At 68.5% G+C, this 16,176-nt stretch carries 18 protein-coding genes; 8 read left to right on the plus strand and 10 right to left on the minus strand.

Annotation, left to right across the window (positions count from 1 at the left end; all coding sequences use genetic code 11):
• Positions 1–40: 40 nt before the first annotated feature.
• Complete coding sequence (locus H7F49_RS02650) at positions 41–469, plus strand: hypothetical protein (protein ID WP_185682020.1); 429 nt, start codon at positions 41–43, stop codon at positions 467–469.
• A gap of 204 nt (positions 470–673) precedes the next feature.
• On the opposite strand, the gene H7F49_RS02655 is transcribed toward H7F49_RS02650, so the two are convergent.
• Positions 674–1,111: an EVE domain-containing protein gene (locus tag H7F49_RS02655; RefSeq protein ID WP_185682021.1), complete on the minus strand. Its 438-nt coding sequence runs from the start codon at positions 1,109–1,111 to the stop codon at positions 674–676.
• 62 nt (positions 1,112–1,173) lie between these two features.
• On the opposite strand from H7F49_RS02655, the gene H7F49_RS02660 reads away from it, so the two are divergent.
• From H7F49_RS02660 to H7F49_RS02690, 7 genes are all read left to right on the plus strand, one after another.
• Positions 1,174–2,112: an isopenicillin N synthase family dioxygenase gene (locus tag H7F49_RS02660; RefSeq protein ID WP_185682022.1), complete on the plus strand. Its 939-nt coding sequence runs from the start codon at positions 1,174–1,176 to the stop codon at positions 2,110–2,112.
• Positions 2,113–2,229: 117 nt separating this feature from the next.
• A complete protein-coding gene (locus tag H7F49_RS02665; RefSeq protein ID WP_185682023.1) occupies positions 2,230–3,870 on the plus strand; it encodes a putative bifunctional diguanylate cyclase/phosphodiesterase in 1,641 nt (546 codons plus the stop codon).
• A 101-nt stretch (positions 3,871–3,971) separates the two neighbouring features.
• The gene (dapF, locus tag H7F49_RS02670) at positions 3,972–4,805 is read left to right on the plus strand and encodes a diaminopimelate epimerase (protein ID WP_185682024.1); all 834 of its coding nucleotides are present in this window, start codon (positions 3,972–3,974) and stop codon (positions 4,803–4,805) included.
• Complete coding sequence (locus H7F49_RS02675; protein ID WP_185682025.1) at positions 4,795–5,970, plus strand: MiaB/RimO family radical SAM methylthiotransferase; 1,176 nt, start codon at positions 4,795–4,797, stop codon at positions 5,968–5,970. Before dapF ends, H7F49_RS02675 begins: the two co-directional genes overlap by 11 nt.
• Positions 5,967–6,917: a signal recognition particle-docking protein FtsY gene (ftsY, locus tag H7F49_RS02680; protein ID WP_185682026.1), complete on the plus strand. Its 951-nt coding sequence runs from the start codon at positions 5,967–5,969 to the stop codon at positions 6,915–6,917. The genes H7F49_RS02675 and ftsY overlap by 4 nt, the downstream gene beginning before the upstream one ends.
• The gene (locus tag H7F49_RS02685; RefSeq protein WP_185682027.1) at positions 6,917–7,591 is read left to right on the plus strand and encodes an inner membrane-spanning protein YciB; all 675 of its coding nucleotides are present in this window, start codon (positions 6,917–6,919) and stop codon (positions 7,589–7,591) included. Before ftsY ends, H7F49_RS02685 begins: the two co-directional genes overlap by 1 nt.
• Before the next feature lie 112 nt (positions 7,592–7,703).
• On the plus strand, positions 7,704–8,279 hold the full coding sequence (locus tag H7F49_RS02690) for a urate hydroxylase PuuD (RefSeq protein WP_185682028.1): 576 nt from the start codon (positions 7,704–7,706) through the stop codon (positions 8,277–8,279).
• A gap of 262 nt (positions 8,280–8,541) precedes the next feature.
• Here H7F49_RS02690 and H7F49_RS02695 read toward each other — a convergent pair whose 3' ends face one another.
• The 9 genes from H7F49_RS02695 to ccmC all read right to left on the minus strand — a co-directional run bounded on the left by H7F49_RS02695 (position 8,542) and on the right by ccmC (position 16,093).
• Positions 8,542–9,093 (minus strand): hypothetical protein, encoded by a 552-nt coding sequence (locus H7F49_RS02695; RefSeq protein WP_185682029.1) that lies wholly within the window; start codon positions 9,091–9,093, stop codon positions 8,542–8,544.
• Positions 9,094–9,096: 3 nt separating this feature from the next.
• A complete protein-coding gene (locus H7F49_RS02700) occupies positions 9,097–11,034 on the minus strand; it encodes a potassium transporter Kup (protein WP_185682030.1) in 1,938 nt (645 codons plus the stop codon).
• 111 nt (positions 11,035–11,145) lie between these two features.
• Entirely contained in the window at positions 11,146–11,784 is a 639-nt protein-coding gene (locus H7F49_RS02705; protein ID WP_185682031.1) for a tetratricopeptide repeat protein, read from the minus strand.
• Entirely contained in the window at positions 11,781–12,218 is a 438-nt protein-coding gene (locus H7F49_RS02710) for a cytochrome c-type biogenesis protein (protein ID WP_328806478.1), read from the minus strand. Before H7F49_RS02710 ends, H7F49_RS02705 begins: the two co-directional genes overlap by 4 nt.
• Positions 12,215–12,766, minus strand: a complete 552-nt coding sequence (locus H7F49_RS02715) for a DsbE family thiol:disulfide interchange protein (protein ID WP_185682032.1) — start codon at positions 12,764–12,766, stop codon at positions 12,215–12,217. The genes H7F49_RS02710 and H7F49_RS02715 overlap by 4 nt, the downstream gene beginning before the upstream one ends.
• Positions 12,763–14,721: a heme lyase CcmF/NrfE family subunit gene (locus H7F49_RS02720; protein WP_185682033.1), complete on the minus strand. Its 1,959-nt coding sequence runs from the start codon at positions 14,719–14,721 to the stop codon at positions 12,763–12,765. The genes H7F49_RS02715 and H7F49_RS02720 overlap by 4 nt, the downstream gene beginning before the upstream one ends.
• The gene (ccmE, locus tag H7F49_RS02725; RefSeq protein ID WP_185685551.1) at positions 14,718–15,158 is read right to left on the minus strand and encodes a cytochrome c maturation protein CcmE; all 441 of its coding nucleotides are present in this window, start codon (positions 15,156–15,158) and stop codon (positions 14,718–14,720) included. Before ccmE ends, H7F49_RS02720 begins: the two co-directional genes overlap by 4 nt.
• 5 nt (positions 15,159–15,163) lie before the next feature.
• Positions 15,164–15,343: a hypothetical protein gene (locus H7F49_RS02730; RefSeq protein ID WP_185682034.1), complete on the minus strand. Its 180-nt coding sequence runs from the start codon at positions 15,341–15,343 to the stop codon at positions 15,164–15,166.
• Positions 15,344–15,370: 27 nt separating this feature from the next.
• Positions 15,371–16,093 carry a heme ABC transporter permease CcmC gene (gene ccmC, locus H7F49_RS02735; protein ID WP_185682035.1) on the minus strand — a complete coding sequence of 241 codons (723 nt, stop codon included), beginning with the start codon at positions 16,091–16,093 and terminating at the stop codon, positions 15,371–15,373.
• Positions 16,094–16,176 lie beyond the last annotated feature (83 nt).

Consider the following 16,176-nt stretch of genomic DNA (forward strand, 5'->3'; position numbering starts at 1 on the left):
TGGCGGCAGACTGTGCATTCCGAGCCCAAAGGATCACGCCGTGCCCCAGTCCATCCGCCGTGCCACCTGGCCCGCCGCGCTCGCCCTGCCCGCAATCGCCCTGCCCGCAATCGTCCTGCCCGCGTTGGCCGGGCTGTGCGCCGGCTGCATCACGATCCGCACCGTGGACGATGGCGTGGCCCGCGCCCGGCTGGGCGAGACGGCCCAGGCCGGCCCCATCACGGTCAGCCCCGAGCAACTGGTCGAGGACAGCCGCTGCCCGGCCGGGGTGGCCTGCGTCCGGGCCGGCACGGTGCGTGTCATGGTCCGGATCGACAATGGCCCGGTCGAGCTCACACTCGACCGCCCGCTGGCCGTGGCCGGCGGCACAGTGGCACTGGTCGAGGCCTATCCGCTGCCCCGCGACAAGGTCCGCCGCTACCCCGACGAATACCGCTTCGGCTTCCGCTGGACCCGGGATGGGCGCTAGGTCGAGGGTGCGGGGCGAGTGATCGGTAGCGAAGTCGGACCTTTGCTCTCTCCCCTTCGGGGGAGAGATACGAAGGCTTGTCCCGAAGGGATTAGCCGAAGTTGAAAGGGGATTTGCGCAATTGATGAGCGCAGACCCCTCTCCCAACCCTCTCCCCTGAAGGGTAGAGGGCTAAGGCAGTTCCCCACCTGTTCCGCCGTACCGCTAGCCTTCGCCCGCCAGCCCCAGGATATGGGCCCAGTGCCCCGGGGTCACTTCCGCCACCGACAGCCGGCTGAGCCGCAGCAGTTCCATGTCGGCCAGGGCCGGATCGGCCTTGATCTGCGCCAGCGTCACCGGCCGGGCCAGCTTGCGCACCGGCTTGACCTTGACCGCGGCCCACTTGCCGTCCGGGTCGGTGGGATCGGTCAGCCCGCCCTGGCTGATGGTGACGATCCCGACAATCTCCTTGCCGATGTTCGAATGATAGAAGAACGCCAAATCGCCCACCTCCATCGCCCGCAGGTTGTTGGCGGCGCGGTGGTTGCGCACGCCGTCCCAGGTGCCTTCGCCCTCAGCCAGCAGGTCGTCCCACGAATAGGCATCGGGCTCGGACTTCATCAGCCACAGGCGGTCGGACAGGGCGGGATTGATTTCGGTCATGTCAGGCGCTCGCAAACCGGTTATGGGGAGCGCCATACCCACAATCTTCGGACCATCACAACATGCCCCTGACGACTCTTCCCGTGCTTTCTTTGGGCGATGACGCGGCGAGCTTTTCCGCGGCGATCGGCGCCTCATTCCGCACCTTCGGCTTCGCCATGGTGCGCGATCACGGGATCGATCCGGACCTGATCGCGCGCGCCTGGCAATTGACCGAGGCCTTCTTCGCCCTGCCCGACGCCGAAAAGCGCAGCTACTTCACCCCGGAACTGTGCGGCGCGCGCGGCTATACCCCGTTCGGGCGCGAGATCGCCAAGGGGGCCAAGGTCAGCGATCTCAAGGAATTCTGGCACGTCGGCCGCGACCTACCCGATGGTCATCCGCTGCTCGATGCCTCGATGCCGCACAACATCTGGCCCGAACGCCCGGCGGGATTCCGCGAGACCTTCGAGGCGCTTTATGCCGCCTTCGATGCGGCCGGCAGCACCATCCTGTCGCGCATCGCGGTCGATCTGGGCCTGGCCGCCGACTGGTTCGATCCGGCCATCGCCGATGGCAATTCGGTGCTGCGCCTGCTGCACTATCCTCCCGTCCCCGATGCCCCGGAAGGCGCGATCCGCGCCGGCGCGCACGAGGACATCAACCTGATCACCCTGCTGCTGGGGGCCGAGGAGGCCGGGCTGGAACTGCTGACCAAGGACGGCGAGTGGATCGAGGTCGCGCCCCCGCCGGGCGCCCTGGTGATCAACATCGGCGACATGCTGCAGCGCCTGACCAATCACGTGCTGCCCTCCACCACGCACCGGGTGCGCAACCCGGTGGGCGAGCGGGCCGGGTTCAGCCGCTATTCGATGCCGTTCTTCCTGCACCTGCGCAGCGATTTCCGCTTCGAAACCCTGCCGCAGTGCATCAGCGCCGATAACCCGGACCGCTACCCCGATGCGATCACCGCGGACGACTACCTGCAGGAACGGCTGCGCGAGATCGGCCTGAAGACCTGAGCGAAGGCCCCCCGGTCAGGCCCTCGTGCGGGTACGTTTACCTATCTGCAACCCTGATCGTTCATACCGCATCCTCCATACCAGCGAGGATCGGACGTGGCCGCAGGGCGAGGAAGAATGCGCGATTTCAACGATCCGGCCGATCAGCCGGTGGTCGCGCGTTCGGTCAGCCGGGCGGATCGCGATCTCATGGCCCTTGCCATCGGCGTGGCCGCGATCATCATGTTCATCGGCACCGGCGCCAATGTGATGCCGGACGTGGTGCAGGCCCTGCAAGGCGTGGGTCTGCCGCCCGACCGCCTGCTGTCCAACGCCCTGCTGCTCAACATCGCGCTGATCATTTTCGGACTGCGCCGCTATCGCGATCTTCAGGAAGAGGTGCGCGAACGCCGTATGGCCGAGGAACGGGCGCGCGAACTGGCCGAGCATGACCCCCTGACCGGCTGCCTCAACCGGCGTGCGATCGCATCGGCCACCGACGCCCTGATCGCCGGCAGCGCCGAGCGCGGCGAGCACGTCGGCTTCCTGATGATCGACGTCGACAACTTCAAGCGAATCAACGACGCCAACGGCCACAGCGTGGGCGACAATGTACTGCAGGCCTGTGCCGCGCGCATAGCCGATCTGCTGCCCGCGCGCGGCCTCCTGGCCCGGCTCGGCGGGGACGAGTTCGCCTGCGTGGTGCCTTTCGCCGCCGGGATGCCGGAACCGGTCGAGGACTTCGCCCGCCGCATCACCCTGCATGTCGCCCGCCCGGTGCCGATCGGCCACCTGGAGCTTGAGGTCACGGTCTCGGTCGGCATTGCCCGGTCCGATGCCCATGCCGAAGCCAATGCCCAGGCCCTGCTGCACATGGCCGATATCGCGATGTACCAGGCCAAGAAGACCGGCAAGAACAACCACTGCTGGTTCGATCCCGCGATGGAGAAGGACCTGCGCGAACGGCACGAGCTGGAGACGGCCCTGCGCGCCGCGATTCCGGCGGGTGAATTTGTGCCCTACTACCAGCAGCAGATCGATATCGAGACAGGCCGGATCACCGGGTTCGAGATGCTCGCCCGGTGGAATTCGCCGCACTATGGCCACATCGGTCCCGAACAGTTCATCGCCATCGCCGAGGAAATCGGCGTCATCGATGACCTGTCCGAAGGCCTGATCCGCCAGGCCCTGCGCGATGCCCGCGAATGGGATCCTTCGATCACCCTCGCGATCAACGTCTCGCCGGTGCAGTTGCGCGATCCGTGGTTCGCCCAGAAGCTGATCAAGCTGCTGGTCGAGGCCAACTTCCCCGCCAGTCGCCTGGAGGTGGAGATTACCGAGACCTGCCTGCACGACAACATCCAGCAGGTCCGCACCCTGATCGCCAGCCTGAAGAACCAGGGCATGACGGTCTCGCTCGACGATTTCGGCTCGGGCTACAGTTCGCTGGCCCAGCTGCAGAGCCTGCCGTTCGATCGGCTGAAGATCGACCGGTCGTTCGTCAGCCCGATGTCGGGATGCACCGACAGCGCGACGATCGTGCGCGTCATCTCCTCGCTCGGCGAAGGCCTGGGACTGCCGATCACGGCCGAGGGCGTGGAAAGTGCCGAGATCGCCCGCCAGCTTCGCGACCTGGGCAACATGCACGCCCAGGGCTATCTCTATGGCCGGCCCGAATCCGGCAGCGAGACCCTGGCCCGGCTGGCGGACATGGGGCTGACCGCAAAGACCCGCCCCACCGAGCGCCACCAGCGCCCCCCGCTGTCCGACGTCGCCTGATCCGCGGCTGACGGGCGGCGCACGGGCACACTGGCCCCGCCGCGTCGAGCGTGCGCGAAAAGGGGTGCCACGAACCGCCGGGATGCTCTAGACGCCCCGCCATGGCTGTTTCCTTCATCAAGATGCACGGACTGGGCAACGATTTCGTCGTGCTCGACGCCCGCACCGGGGCGCTGCCGGCCATCGACCAGACCCTGGCCAGCGCTCTGGCCCATCGCCACACCGGGATCGGTTGCGACCAGTTGATCGTGCTGGAGCCGAGCGGGGTGGCCGATCTCAGGATGCGCATCTTCAACGCCGATGGCACCGAATCCCCGGCCTGCGGCAATGCGACCCGCGCGGTCGGCTTGCTCGAGGGCCGCCCTGCCACGATCGAAACCCTGGCGGGCATTCTGCGCACCGAACCAGCCGATGCCGGCATCGCCGTGGACATGGGCGAGCCGCAGTTCGACTGGCAGGCCATTCCGCTGGCCTATGCCATGGACACGCTCGCCCTGCCCGTCGGCTGGGAGCATCTGGACAACCCGGTGGCGGTCAATGTCGGCAATCCGCACGCGATCTTCTTCGTGCCCGATTGCGATCGGGTGGACCTGGCCCGGCTCGGGCCGCTGATCGAGACCGATCCGCTGTTTCCGGAGCGGGTCAACGTCAACGTTGCCACGATCGAAAGCCGTCAGGCGATCCGCCTGCGCGTGTGGGAACGCGGCACCGGGCTGACCCTGGCTTGCGGCACGGGCGCCTGCGCGACCGCGATCGGCGCCATGCGGCGCGGGCTGGTCGATCGCGAGGTGCGGGTCACGCTGCCGGGCGGCATGCTGACCATCGGCTGGGGGACGGACAATCGCATCACGATGACCGGCCCGGCGGTCGAAGCCTTTCGCGGCACCTTCGAGCCCGAACGCTTCCGCGCGGCAGAGCCCGGGAATGGCGGCTGAGGTCGTCTCGCTCGGCTGCCGCATGAACCTGGCCGAGGGCGAAAGCCTGCGCGGCCTGCTCCGTGATGCCGACGATCTGGTGGTGGTGAATTCCTGCGCGGTGACGGCCGAGGCTGTGCGCCAGACCCGCCAGACCATCCGCCGGCTCCGTCGCGCCCGGCCCGAGGCGCGCCTGATCGTCACCGGTTGCGCCGCCCGGACCGAGCGGACTGCGCTGGCCGCCATGGCCGAGGTCGATGGCCTGGTCGACAACACCGCCAAGCTCGATGCGCGGGCCTGGAACGTTGCCGGTTCGCCGGGGCCCGTTCCGCCCGGCGCTTACACCCGTGCCTATGTGGTGGTGCAGAACGGCTGCGACCACGCATGCACCTTCTGCATCATCCCGCAGGGGCGCGGGCCGAGCCGCTCCGTCCCTGTCCCCGAGGTCATCGACGAGGTCGCCCGCCGGGTCGACGCCGGTGCGGCCGAGGTGGTGCTGAGCGGTGTGGACCTCACCTCTTGGGGGCACGATCTGCCCGGCGCCCCGGCGCTGGGCGATCTGGTCGCGGCGATCCTGCACCATGTCCCGACCCTGCCCCGGCTGCGCCTGTCCTCGGTCGACGGGGTCGAGCTTGACCCCCGGCTGATCGCGCTGATCGGGTCCGAGCCCCGCCTGATGCCGCACCTCCATCTCTCGCTGCAGCACGGGCATGACCTGATCCTCAAGCGGATGAAGCGCCGCCACACCATGGCCCAGACCCGCGCCCTGGTGGCCGATCTGCGCCGACAGCGCCCGGACCTGGCCCTCGGGGCCGACCTGATCGCGGGCTTTCCGACCGAGGATGACGCCATGCACCGGGCCAGCCTGGCCGCGATCGACGAACTGGGCATCGTCCACGGGCATGTGTTCCCCTATTCCCGCCGCCCGGGCACGCCCGCGGCGCGCATGCCGCAAGTGCCGTCCGCGGTGATCCGCGCCCGCGCGGCCGAGCTGCGCCGGGCGGTGGCGGCGAGGCGCGAGGCCTGGCTCGGCTCGCTGCTGCACCAGCCGCTGTCGGTGCTTGCCGAAAGCGACGGGACCGGCCATGCGCAAAACTTCGCCCGGGTGCGGCTTGCGCCCACTGTCCCGCGCGGACAGATCGTTACCGTGATCCCCGAACGGATCGTTGAAGGCCTGCTGGCATGAGCACTGAGACGTCACCACCCTCCGGTCCTGCCACCTCCTGGTCGGACCGCCTGTTCGGCGGGTTGCGCAAGACCTCGGAGCGGCTGGGCGAGAACCTGGCGGGGATCGTCAGCAAGACCCGGCTGGACGACAACCAGCTCGACGATATCGAAGACGCGCTGATCCTGTCCGACCTTGGCCCCCGCGCCGCCGCACGCATTCGGGCCCGGCTGGCCGACGAACGGTTCGAGCGCGGCGCCGACGAGCAGGCGATCAAGGAAGCGGTCGCCAAGGAAATCGCCGCGATCCTCCGCCCGGTCGCCAAGCCGCTGGAGATCACCGCCTTCCCGCGCCCGCAGGTGATCCTGGTGATCGGGGTCAACGGATCGGGCAAGACCACCACCATCGCCAAGCTGGGCCACCTGTTTCAGGAACAGGACTATGCCGTGATGTTCGCCGCCGGCGACACCTTCCGCGCCGCCGCGATCGGGCAACTGGGCGTCTGGGCCGACCGGCTGGGCGTGCCGATCGTCAAGGGCCCGGAGGGCGGCGACCCTGCCTCGATCGTGTTCGACGCGGTCAAGCAGGCGACCGAACGCGGCACCGATGCGCTGATCGTCGACACGGCCGGACGGCTGCACAACCGCCGCGAGCTGATGGACGAGCTGGCCAAGATCCGGCGCGTGCTGGGCCGCCTCAATCCCGAGGCGCCGCATGACGTGGTGCTGGTGCTGGATGCCACCAACGGCCAGAACGCCCTGCAGCAGATCGAGATCTTCCGCGAGGTGGCCGGGGTGACCGGGCTGGTCATGACCAAGCTCGACGGCACGGCCCGCGGCGGCGTGCTGGTGGCCGCGGCCGAGCAGTTCGGCCTGCCGATCCACGCCATCGGCGTGGGCGAGAAGATGGACGATCTGCGTCCGTTCGATCCCGACCTGGTTGCCCGGGTCATCGCCGGAGTGGCCTGATGAACGCGCCTGCCAGCACACCGAAGTCCGGGCCGAAGTCCGGCTGGCTCAACCTGCTGGTGGACTACGGTCCGCTGCTGGTGTTCTTCCTGGTCTACCGCCACTACGCCCCCGGCAAGGGCGAGCATGGCGTGCAAGAGGTCACGGCCGTGATCTTCGGGACCATGGCCTTCATGGCCGCCTCGATCGCGGCGCTGGTGTTCTCGAAGCTGCGGCTGGGCCACATCTCGCCGATGCTGTGGCTGACCACGGCGATGATCGTCGGGTTCGGGGCCATCACGATCTACACCCAGGACCCGGAATGGATCCGCCACAAGCCGACGGCGGTCTATCTGCTCTTCGCCGTGATCCTGTTCGCGGGGTTGTGGCGCGGCAAGGCCCTGCTCAAGACCCTGCTCGAAGCGGCCTTCGAAGGCCTGGACGATCGGGGCTGGTGGCTGCTGTCGCGCAACTGGGCGGTGTTCTTCCTGTTTCTCGCCGCGCTGAACGAAGGGCTCAACCTGAAGCACCAGGGGCAGTTCTATGTGTCGATGGAAACATGGATCGCGGCCAAGCTGTGGCTGTTCATGCCGCTGTCGTTCCTGTTCACCTTCGTGCATCTGCCGATGCTGATGCGCCACGGCCTCGGCGCCCCGGCCGAGGATGAGATCACCGGCGGCACCCCGCACGACTGATGCCCGCAAAAGCGGGGTGACATTCTTGCGAGGATGTCGCATTAACCGCGCGCCGCCCGGCGAAGCGTGCCGGGCACACGACAAAACGCGTTCCATTTCCTAGGGGGAAGCAATGGCCAAGTTCTTTGGAAACCTGCATCTGGTGCTGGTGGTCGGCCTGATCGCCGCCATTGCCGTGATGGTGGGATATGGTGAATCGGCCCCGATCACCGCGAATGGGATCTTCCGGTGGGCCCACACCTTCTTCGGCATCCTGTGGATCGGCCTGCTCTACTACCTGAACTTCGTCCAGGTGCCGACCATGCCCAAGGTCCCGGCCGAACTGAAGAAGGGCGTCACCGGTTACATCGCGCCCAAGGTGTTCTTCTTCTTCCGCTATGCCGCGCTGCTGACGGTCATCACCGGGCTCGGCGTCGCTTACCTGTCGGACTATGTCCACCAGGCGCTCGCCTTCTCGGGCGAAGGCAACGTCAAGCTGATCGGCCTCGGCATGTGGCTGGCGCTGATCATGGCGTTCAACGTGTGGTTCATCATCTGGCCCGCCCAGCAGAAGATCCTCGGCCTGAAGGAGGCCACCGACGAGGAGAAGGCCGCCGCCGCGCCGCGCGCCCTCGCCGCCAGCCGGACCAACCTGCTGCTGTCGCTGCCGATGCTGTACTGCATGGTGACGGCCAACCTCGGCGCCTGATCCAGACACCATCGCACCAAGCCGAAGGCGCCGGCCCGCAAGGGCGGCGCCTTTTTGCTTACCGGGAATGGGGACGGGCTGCCCGCTACCGTTCGCCTCGACCCGGCCGGCACCCGGGCGGACAGCCCTTCCGCGGGGAGAACCGGGACTGGCAGCCGGTGCCGGATCGTCCCGGGCTCCCTCGCGGAACCCGCCTTCCCGATAGCCCACGGCGATGGCGCCGTCATTGCGGCCCATCAAAACATGCTGGAAAAATGCTGGTTTAGCTGACGACCCAGGGCAGCAGCGGTTGCAGCATCAGATGGGCGCTGACGTGGCCCAGCACCCCGGCCATCCAGCCATGCCGGCAGTAGAGCCAGCCCCAGACCGACCCGGCCCCGACATGCAGGACGATCTCGCGCAGGAGCGTCAGGGCCGACCCATCCAGCTCCGCCAGATAGGGCCAGGCCCAGAGCGGCCACAGCACCGCCGCGGTCAACCCCACCGCCAGGGCATCGATCCGGGCGGTCCGTTCGCCCCGCCAGGCGACCAGCGCCACCATGATCAGGCTGAGCCCGCCCAGCCGCAACACCAGCTCATCCTCCACCGCGCCCAGGGCGAACCGGGCAAGCCGGTCCGTCAGGGACCATTCGTGGGCCAGGACGTGCTGAACGGCTGGTACGACCGGGCGGAACAGCGTGGCATCGGCCAGCGACATCGCCAGCCCCACCGTCAGCCCGGCGGTGATCGCGACCCGGGCCGAGCTCAGGCCGCTGCGCAGGGTCAGGATCAGTCCGGTCCGGGCAAAGGCGCGCAGCGGTCCGGCCCCGGCCACCACTCAGATCTCGACCTGGCTGCCCAGCTCGACCACGCGGTTGGTCGGGAGCCGGAAGAACTCCATCGCACTGGCCGCGTTGCGCAGCATCCAGGCGAACAGCTTTTCCCGCCACAGCGCCATGCCGGGCTTGGATGAGGGGATCAGCGTCTGGCGCGACAGGAAGAAGCTGGTCTTCATCATCTCGAACGGCTCGCCGCACATGCTGATCCTGGTCAGCGCCGCCGGCACGTCGGTTTCTTCCAGGAAGCCGAAGCGCAGCGCCACCTTGAAGAAGCCGGCACCATACTGCTTGACGGTGAACCGCTCCGCATCGTCGACATAAGGCACGTCCTGGATGGCCACGGTCAGGACCACGACGCGTTCATGCAGGACCTTGTTGTGCTTGATGTTGTGCAGCAGGGCCGAAGGCACGCCGTGCGCGGTCGAGGACATGAACACCGCCGTGCCCGGCACCCGCGCCGCGCTGGAATGGGCGCTCTTGGCGAAGACCTCGAACGGGATGGAACCCTCCGCCATGTTCTGGCGCATCAGCGCGCGGCCCTTGGACCAGGTGGTCAGCAGGGTGAAGATGCTCAGCCCCATGACCAGCGGCACCCAGCCCCCGTCGGGGATCTTGGTGAAGTTGGCCGAAAGGTAGGCCGCGTCGAGCGCGAAGAACAGGCCCAGCAGCGGCACCGCCTGCCACAGGCGCCAGTTCCACAGTTGCAGCACGACCACCGCCAGCAGCACGTTGTCGATCGCCATGGCCCCGGTCACCGCGATACCGTAAGCCGCGGTCAGGTTGCTCGACCGCTCGAACACCAGCACCAGCAGGATCACCGCGATCATCAGCGCCCAGTTGATCACCGGGATATAGATCTGCCCGGCGTTCAGGCTGGTGTACTTGATCGTCATGCGCGGGATGAAGCCCAGCTGGATCGCCTGCTGCGTGACCGAAAAGGCCCCGGTGATCACCGCCTGCGAGGCGATGATCGCCGCCGCGCAGGCCAGGCCGAGCAGGGGCCACTGGAACCACTGCGGCGCCAGGTAGTAGAACGGGCTCGCCAGCGCCTCGGGGTGGCGGACCAGCAGCGAGGCCTGCCCCAGATAGTTGAGCACCAGCGCCGGCAGAACGAGGGCCAGCCACGAGACCCGGATCGGCGAGCGGCCGAAATGCCCCATGTCGGCATAGAGCGCCTCGGCCCCGGTCACCGCCAGCACGGCCGCACCCATGGCCAGGAAGCCGCGGAACGGATCGGCCATGAACAACTGGACCGCGTAATGCGGGCTCAGCGCGGCGATCACCTGAGGATGGTCGGCGATGCTCAGCGCGCCCAGCACGGCGATCACGGCGAAATAGGTCAGCATGACCGGACCGAACAGCGTGGCGACCTTGGCCGTGCCGCGGCTCTGGATCACGAACAGGCCCACCAGCACGCCCACCACCATCGGCACGACCAGCGGGGCCAGCTCGGGCCGATAGACCGCCAGACCTTCGATCGCGCCCATCACCGAGACCGCCGGGGTGATCATCGAATCGCCATAGAACAGCGAGGTCGCGAAGACCCCCAACAGGACGATCCCGGCCGACCAGCGCTTGCCGCTGATCGACTGGTTGATCAGCGCGAGCAGCGCCAGGCTGCCGCCCTCGCCCTTGTTGTCGGCGCGCATGATGACCGTGACGTACTTGACCGTCACGATGATCATCATCGACCAGAACATCAGGCTGACGATGCCGAACACGTGGAGGGCATCCAGCGGCAGCGGATGGTGCCCGGCGAAGGTGTCGCGCATGGCGTACAGCGGGCTGGTGCCGATATCGCCGAAGACGACGCCGATCGCGCCGACGGCCAGCTTGATCACCGAACCCTGGTGATGCCCGTGGCCGCCGCCGGCGTGATCATGGGAAGGGTTTGCAGCGGCAGGGCCGGATACGGCGAAATCTGCGGCTTCACTCATTATGGTTGCCCCGGTATGGCCCCTGAGTCGCCGACCCCGGCGCAAAGGTGCCGCCGCTTAGCAGCAGCCCCCCTGCCCCGCAACGGCTTCCCGCAGAGGCTGCCTGTATTGCTACTGGGCGGCCTGGGCCCGCGAGAGGAACCCGTCCAGTTCCGCGACACGCGCCTGGAGGTCGGCACGCCACGGCGCATCGGGCGGAGTCCGCGCGAGCAGGCCGGCCCAGGCCTTGCGGCCTTCATCGATCCGGCCCGAGCGGATGAGGGCCAGGCCCTTGAAAAAGGCCGGCCCCGGGCTGCCCGGCGCGGCCCGCTCGGCCTGGTCGTAGGCATAGATCGCGGCGGGTGAAATGGTGCCCTCGGCGTGGCCGACCAGCGAATTGGCCATGGCCAGCCAGGCCTCGGCATTGTTGGGATTGCGCTGCACCGCGCCCCGAAGGAATTCCGCCGAATCGGCGAACTGGCCGTGCCGGGCCAGGGCATCGGCTACCACCAGGTCACGGTCGCTCATCGGGACCGAATCGGCCAGCTTCTGGCGCTCGGCCACGTCACCCGCCCCCTTGCCCCCGTCGATGGTCTCTGCCGGGGGCTTGGGCGCGCCGCGCTGGGCGGGCGAGCCCTGCCAGGCATAGCCGGCTATCCCCAGCAGCAGAGCCGCCCCGAGCAGCTCCCACGAGCTGCGCGGGGCCTTGAGCACCATGGCGAGCAGCACGAAAATGATCACGGCCAGGCCGATCACGAACACCCAGCTCATGCCTGCGGCCCTCCGTTCCGCTCACCCCGGCCGAAGCGCCGCCGCAGCAGCAGCGCCGCCACCAGCAGGATCGCCACCGGCGCGGCGAACAGCGGCCAGGTCAGGCTGGTCACGCGCGGGGTGTACGTGATGTAATCGCCATAACGCTCGACCAGCCAGGCGCGGATCGCCTCGGGCTCCTCGCCGGCGGCGATGCGTTCACGGATCTGGCTGCGCATGTCGCCCGCGATCGAGGCATCCGAATCGGCGATCGACTGGCTCTGGCAGGTCAGGCAACGGATCGTTTCCATCAGCCCCTGGGCCTTGGCCTCGAGCTTGGGATCGTCGAGCTGGCGATAGGCATAGGGTGCCGGCGGCATGGTATCGTCGGCCCGGGCCGCCACGGAGGGCAGCAGGGTGAGAGCCAGGACAATCACCAGCAGGAGCCGGCTCACAGCGCGGCCTCCTTCAGCTTGGCTTGCAACAGGGCCACGTCGTCCGGGGTGATGTCGCCGATGTGCTGGTAGCGGATCACGCCCTTGCCATCGATCACATAGGTTTCGGGCACGCCGGAAGACCCGATGGCAATCTGCAGCTTGCCGAGATCATCCGCGCCGATCCGGTGATAGGGGTTGCCGTTGCGCTGCAGGAAGGCGGCCAGGTCCTCGCGGTGATCGCGGATCGCCACGCCTTCCACCTCCACTCCGGCCGCGGCCAGCCTGGCCAGTTGCGGCGCCTCGGCAGCGCAGGGGATGCACCACGAGGCGAAGACGTTCAGCAGGCGCGGCTTGCCGTCGGCCAGATCGGCGTGCTTGAGGCCCGGCTTGCCGTCGGTCGCCGCAGGCAGATCAAAGGCGGGGAGCGGCCGGCCGACCAGACGGCTCGGCACCGTATCGTCCTTGGTCCGCACCAGCCCCCACAGGAACAGGGCGGCGAACAGGCCGAAGACCACCAGCGGCAGCCACAGGGCCCAGGAGCGGCGCTTGACGGACGCTTCGGTCATCGGCCCTGCCTCTGGCGCCGGAAGGCGATCTTGTCGGAGGCGACCAGGCGGCGCAGGTCGCTCGCCACGCGGCCGAGCAGCGCGAGCAGCCCGCCCAGCGCGATCAGCGCGCCGCCGATCCAGATCAATGTGACCAGCGGCTTCCACCACAGCCGCAACTGCCAGCGCCCGCCATTGGCGCCGCCATCCGCCTTGTCGCCCAGCACGGTGTAAAGCTGGCCATTCCAGCGGGTGAGCAGCGCGCTCTCCGCCGTGTTCTGCACCGGCGCCCAGAACATCCGTGCCTGCGGATGAGTCACGATCGGCGCGGCCCCCGCATAGCTTGCTTCCAGCGTCGCCTCGAGCGCGGTCCAGTTGGGTCCGGCGACCGGCTCGATCCGGGCCAGGCGGATCTGCCAGGGGCCGACCGGGGTGCTCTCGCCCACGCGCAGGGCCACCAGCCGCTCCGTGGTGAAGGCGCCTTCAGCGGCCATGCCGAGCAGGGCCACGGCGATGCCGAAGTGGGCGATCACCATGCCCCACAGCGGCAGCTTGACCTGGCGCAGCTTGCGCCCGCGCAGCGGCAGCAGGCTGGCCACGGCGACGGCGGGAGCCAGGGCCAGGCCGATGATCGGCAGGACCTTGCCCGGGGCCAGGCTGATCGCCACGGCCAGCCCGGTCAGCGCAACCCCTGCGGCGATCAGCATCGGCAGGCGGACGCGCGCCAACTGGTCGCGCCGCCAGCGCAGCAGCGGGCCGACCGTCAGCACCAGCAGCATCGGCACGACGAAGACCGCGCTCATCGGATTGAAATAGGGCGGGCCGACCGAGACGCGCTCGCCGAAGGCTTCGGTGACCAGGGGATAGAGCGTGCCCATCAGCACGATCCCCAGCGTGCCGGTCAGCATCACATTGTTGAACACCAGCGCGGATTCGCGGCTGGTCACGGCGAACCGCTCTCCCTCGGTCACGGTCGCGGCGCGGAAGGCGAACAGGGTCAGCGCACCACCGATGTAGATTGCCAGCAGGGCGAGGATGAAGGTCCCGCGCTTGGGGTCGACCGCGAAGGCGTGGACGCTGGTGAGGATGCCCGAGCGGACCAGGAAGGTCCCGACCATCGACATCGAGAAGGCGACCACCCCCAGCATCACTGTCCAGGCCCGCAGGGCATTGCGGGCGGCCAGGACCGAGCACGAATGGAGCAGCGCCGTCGCCGCCAGCCAGGGCATCAGCGAGGCGTTCTCGACCGGGTCCCAGAACCACCAGCCGCCCCAGCCCAGCTCGTAATAGGCCCAGTACGATCCCGCGGTGATGCCTAGTGTCAGGAAGATCCACGCCCCCAGCACCCAGGGCCGCATGGCGCGGGCGAAGGCGGGTCCCACCTCGCGCGTGATCAGCGCCCCGACGGCGAAGCTGAAGGCGATCGAGAGCCCGACATAGCCCAGGTACAGCGTCGGCGGGTGGAAGGCGAGGCCCGGGTCCTGCAGCAGCGGGTTCAGCCCCTGCCCTTCCGGCGGGACGGGATTGAGCCGCTCGAACGGGTTCGAGGCGAACAGCAGGAAGGCGTAGAACCCCAGGCTGACGAAGGCCTGTCCCAGCAGGGTGGCGATCATCGTGCGCTCGGGCAGGCGCCGCTCGACCAGGGCGACGAAGCTGCCGGCGAGGCCCATGACGGTCACCCACAGCAGCATCGACCCTTCGTGGTTCCCCCAGGCGCCGGCGATCTTGTACATCATCGGCTTGGCCGAGTGCGAATTGAGCGCGACCAGCTTCACCGACAGGTCGGTCTGGGCGAAGACCAGCAGCAGCGCGGCAAAGGCGAGCAGGGCCAGGGCGCCCTGCACCACCGCGACCGGGCGCACCAATGCGGCGAGCGGAGAGCCTTCACCCCGCAGCGCCGCGACGCCGCTGCCGAACTGGAGCAGCGCCAGGGCGGCAGCCAGCCACAGGGCGGCGAGACCGGCCTCCGCGATCACTGGGTGTCCCTCACCGCCGCACGGGCCGCCGTCATGTCCTTCATCTCGCGCGGGACGTACTTCTCGTCATGCTTGGCCAGCAGGTTGTCGGCCACGAACTGCCCGCCGGCATCGAGCCGTCCTTCGGCAACCACGCCGGAACCTTCCTTGAACAGGTCAGGGACGATACCCTTGAAGCGGACCGGCACCTCGGCCTTGCCATCGTCGACCACGAACTGCACGGTCACCCCGTCGGCCGCGCGGGCCACCGAGCCGGCCTTGACCATGCCACCCAGACGAACCGCGCGGCCCACTTCGGGCGGGTTGGCCTTGAGATCGGCCGGAAGGTAGAAATAGCTTGCCTGGCTGCGCAGCGCCCAGGCGGCGAGCGCCCCGGCGGCGAGGATCGCCGCCAGCGCGATCAGCGCCAGGATCAGCCGCTGGTGCTTGGCCTTGATTGCAGTCACTCGGCTTGTCCTTGCTTGCCCCGGTCCCGTCCGGCATCGCGCCGGCGTTCGGCCCGGCGCATGGCGAGCCAGCTCTGGGCCACCAGCGCCCCGCATCCGCCCAGCCCGATGGCATAGGCGGCGATGACGAAATGCCACTGGTTCAACGCTTCCCGCGCGATCGTGTCGCCCGCCATCAAGCCGCTCCCGTCATGCCGCCGCCCTCATGCCGCCTGCGCCTTGCGCCGCAGCCGGGCCTCGGCCTGCTGCTCGGCCAGCAACGCCCGCATACGCATCAGCACAATGCCGCCAAACAGCAGCGAGAAGCCTAGGGTCGACACGAGCAGCGGGACCAGGAAATCCGCTGCCATGGCCGACTTGCCCATGGTGATGCTCGGCGGCTGGTGCAGGCTGTTCCACCACAGCACCGAATAATGGATGATCGGAATGTTGATCGCGCCGACCAGGCCGAAGATCGCCGGGACACGCGATCCACCCGCGCCATCGCGCTGCGCGGCATCGGCCAGCGCGGCATAGGCCAGGTACAGGAACAGCAGGACCAGCATTGAGGTCAGGCGCCCGTCCCACACCCACCAGGTGCCCCAGGCCGGCCGGCCCCAGATGGACCCGGTCAGCAGGCAGATCGCCGCGAAGACCGCGCCGGGCACGGCGATGGCACGCGCCGCGATGGCCGCCAGCGGATGCCGCCAGACCAGCTCGGTCAGACTGGCGATGGCCAGCGCGGTCCAGCCGCCCATGCCGAGCCAGGCAGTCGGGACGTGGAGATAGAGAATGCGAACGGTATCGCCCTGCAGGCTGTCGGCCGGACCACGCAGCACGCCCCAGCCCATGGCCCCCAGGGCAAGGATGCCACCGCTCAGCATCAGCAAGGGAGTCAGCCAGCGCGCGAGGCGGAGGAAACGGGCGGGATTGGCGAAACCGTGCATGAGCCGAAACGGGTATCCAATGGCCGGCCCCTTGTTTCGGGCCGCAACCGATGCCGTCATTTGGCAGGTGGCAATCGTTCCGG

It is taken from the genome of Novosphingobium aerophilum (genome assembly GCF_014230305.1).
Classification (GTDB): Bacteria; Pseudomonadota; Alphaproteobacteria; order Sphingomonadales; family Sphingomonadaceae; genus Novosphingobium; species Novosphingobium aerophilum.

Excerpts from the sequence above, each read along its gene's own strand:
- dapF (WP_185682024.1), top strand. The coding sequence starts at position 3,972 with ATGGCTGTTTCCTTCATCAAGATGCACGGACTGGGCAACGATTTCGTC.
- H7F49_RS02675 (WP_185682025.1), top strand. The coding sequence starts at position 4,795 with ATGGCGGCTGAGGTCGTCTCGCTCGGCTGCCGCATGAACCTGGCCGAG.
- H7F49_RS02685 (WP_185682027.1), top strand. The coding sequence starts at position 6,917 with ATGAACGCGCCTGCCAGCACACCGAAGTCCGGGCCGAAGTCCGGCTGG.
- ccmC (WP_185682035.1), bottom strand. The coding sequence starts at position 16,093 with ATGCACGGTTTCGCCAATCCCGCCCGTTTCCTCCGCCTCGCGCGCTGG.
- H7F49_RS02660 (WP_185682022.1), top strand. The coding sequence starts at position 1,174 with ATGCCCCTGACGACTCTTCCCGTGCTTTCTTTGGGCGATGACGCGGCG.
- ftsY (WP_185682026.1), top strand. The coding sequence starts at position 5,967 with ATGAGCACTGAGACGTCACCACCCTCCGGTCCTGCCACCTCCTGGTCG.
- H7F49_RS02665 (WP_185682023.1), top strand. The coding sequence starts at position 2,230 with ATGCGCGATTTCAACGATCCGGCCGATCAGCCGGTGGTCGCGCGTTCG.
- H7F49_RS02715 (WP_185682032.1), bottom strand. The coding sequence starts at position 12,766 with ATGACCGAAGCGTCCGTCAAGCGCCGCTCCTGGGCCCTGTGGCTGCCG.
- H7F49_RS02655 (WP_185682021.1), bottom strand. The coding sequence starts at position 1,111 with ATGACCGAAATCAATCCCGCCCTGTCCGACCGCCTGTGGCTGATGAAG.
- H7F49_RS02730 (WP_185682034.1), bottom strand. The coding sequence starts at position 15,343 with ATGGCGGGCGACACGATCGCGCGGGAAGCGTTGAACCAGTGGCATTTC.
- H7F49_RS02690 (WP_185682028.1), top strand. The coding sequence starts at position 7,704 with ATGGCCAAGTTCTTTGGAAACCTGCATCTGGTGCTGGTGGTCGGCCTG.
- H7F49_RS02705 (WP_185682031.1), bottom strand. The coding sequence starts at position 11,784 with ATGAGCTGGGTGTTCGTGATCGGCCTGGCCGTGATCATTTTCGTGCTG.
- H7F49_RS02700 (WP_185682030.1), bottom strand. The coding sequence starts at position 11,034 with ATGAGTGAAGCCGCAGATTTCGCCGTATCCGGCCCTGCCGCTGCAAAC.